At 46.1% G+C, this 1,703-nt stretch carries 4 protein-coding genes; 2 read left to right on the top strand and 2 right to left on the bottom strand.

Annotated features, from left to right (window positions below):
• A partial coding sequence (locus tag C8R11_RS15770; RefSeq protein WP_219908638.1) for a hypothetical protein occupies positions 1-239 on the bottom strand: 239 nt, incomplete at its 3' end.
• A 159-nt stretch (positions 240-398) separates the two neighbouring features.
• Here C8R11_RS15770 and C8R11_RS15765 point away from each other — a divergent pair.
• Both C8R11_RS15765 and C8R11_RS15760 read left to right on the top strand, forming a co-directional pair.
• On the top strand, positions 399-662 hold the full coding sequence (locus C8R11_RS15765) for a CopG family ribbon-helix-helix protein (protein ID WP_244907734.1): 264 nt from the start codon (positions 399-401) through the stop codon (positions 660-662).
• A complete protein-coding gene (locus C8R11_RS15760; RefSeq protein WP_107796522.1) occupies positions 653-964 on the top strand; it encodes a type II toxin-antitoxin system RelE/ParE family toxin in 312 nt (103 codons plus the stop codon). The genes C8R11_RS15765 and C8R11_RS15760 overlap by 10 nt, the downstream gene beginning before the upstream one ends.
• A 148-nt stretch (positions 965-1,112) precedes the next feature.
• On the opposite strand, the gene C8R11_RS15755 is transcribed toward C8R11_RS15760, so the two are convergent.
• Positions 1,113-1,703: HAD-IC family P-type ATPase (locus tag C8R11_RS15755; protein WP_146159132.1), on the bottom strand; the 591-nt coding region annotated here is incomplete at its 5' end.

Genomic DNA, 1,703 nt, shown 5'->3' with positions numbered 1-1,703 from the left:
GCAAGTTCTTCCACATAGGCGGCCACAACCACGGGTTCAATCGCGGTCAGACCAACCGCTCTTTTTTCACACCAGTGCATAAACCGGGTCGCCGCCCGATAATAAGCCGACCGGGTATTCTGGTTTCTGATCTGGGCGGTGAAGAATTCAATAAATCGTGTTGATGCGGTCACACCGGCGTCAGAAATTAACACCGGAAGCGATAAATTATCACGTTGGGTAATCAGTGCATTTTTCATGCCAGTTACTATAACATAACGTTATTTATGTTATATAAACTAACAACCGATAAGTGACCAGAAAAAATATTGCGTTTTGAGTTTTTTTGATTGAATCGTGGGGCCGTATGGTTATAATAGGTAATACTTGTTATTAACTATTATATCAAGGTAATCCTGATGACAACCAAAGCGGTAAAGTTGGATGAAGAAATTTATGAACGCTTGAAGGCCCTGAGCGAGGCTCGGCGAAGGTCGCCACATTGGTTAATGAAAGAAGCTATCCGGCAATTCCTGGAGCGTGAAGAAGAAGCCGAACAAATCCGGCGCGATACAATGGCGCGCTGGGAGCAATTTGAAGCAACTGGCAAAACAGTCAGTCATGATGCAGTTGACGCATGGCTGAAGACCTGGGGAACAGATCATGAAACCAAGTGTCCGTAATCCGCAAAATAGAGTGGTTACCTGAGGCGATTGCTGATTTAGTGCGTGTCCGCGAATTTATTCAGGTTCATAATCCTGATGCGGCAAGTCGTGCAGCCAATCGGATTCGTGGTGCTGTGAAAAAACTGCCAGACTATCCTCTGATTGGCCGTCCTGTTCATGATATTGCAAGTCCCTTATTCAGGGATATTTTTATTAGTTTTGGTCAGTCAGGCTACTGGCTCCGATATACCATCATAGACGATGCGATTATTATTGTCAGAATCTGGCACGGACGTGAAAATAGGGGAGCACCAAAATAATCATACAGAAAGTAATTCCTTAACTTCGGCATTCTGGTGTTCAACTATCCAGGGCCACTTCTAAAACTGAATTCCCAGTATCCCTCATTACTGCCGTATATTTATGGGCGAATGTGTATAGTATACCCATACCACATCAATGCTCCGATCACAACCTGATCAATCGAAGCCGCAAGGCATTGACTATTACGCTGACCGATGACAGTGACATTGCTGCAGCGGCGATGATGGGCGAAAGCAAGACAGCAAAGAACGGATAAAGAATACCTGCAGCAATAGGTACACCTGCCGAATTGTAAACAAAAGCAAAAAATAAGTTTTGTCGTATATTTCGCATGGTAGCTACAGACAGTTTGCGAGCACGCACAATACCCATCAGATCACCTTTAAGCAAGGTGACACCCGCGCTTTCGATAGCCACGTCTGTACCCGTGCCCATGGCTATGCCCACATCAGCAGCGGCCAGTGCGGGCGCATCATTCGTGCCATCTCCAGCCATGGCGACAATACGTCCTGTATCACGCAGTTTATTAACAATCTTGCCCTTATCTTCGGGAAGAATTTCGGCTTCTACTTCTTCAATGCCCAGTCTTTTGGCCACAGCTTCAGCGGTACGGCGATTATCGCCAGTGAGCATAACAATGTGGATGCCCTGTTTCTTAAGCTGATTGATTGCATCCGGTGTTGTCTCCTTAACAGGATCCGCAATCGCCAGAATCCCCGCTACTTGACCGTCTAC

This window comes from Nitrosomonas aestuarii (assembly GCF_003046585.1).
Classification (GTDB): domain Bacteria; phylum Pseudomonadota; class Gammaproteobacteria; order Burkholderiales; family Nitrosomonadaceae; genus Nitrosomonas; species Nitrosomonas aestuarii.
Note: the sequence above shows the minus strand (reverse complement) of the source record. Positions and strands in the feature narration are given on the sequence as shown.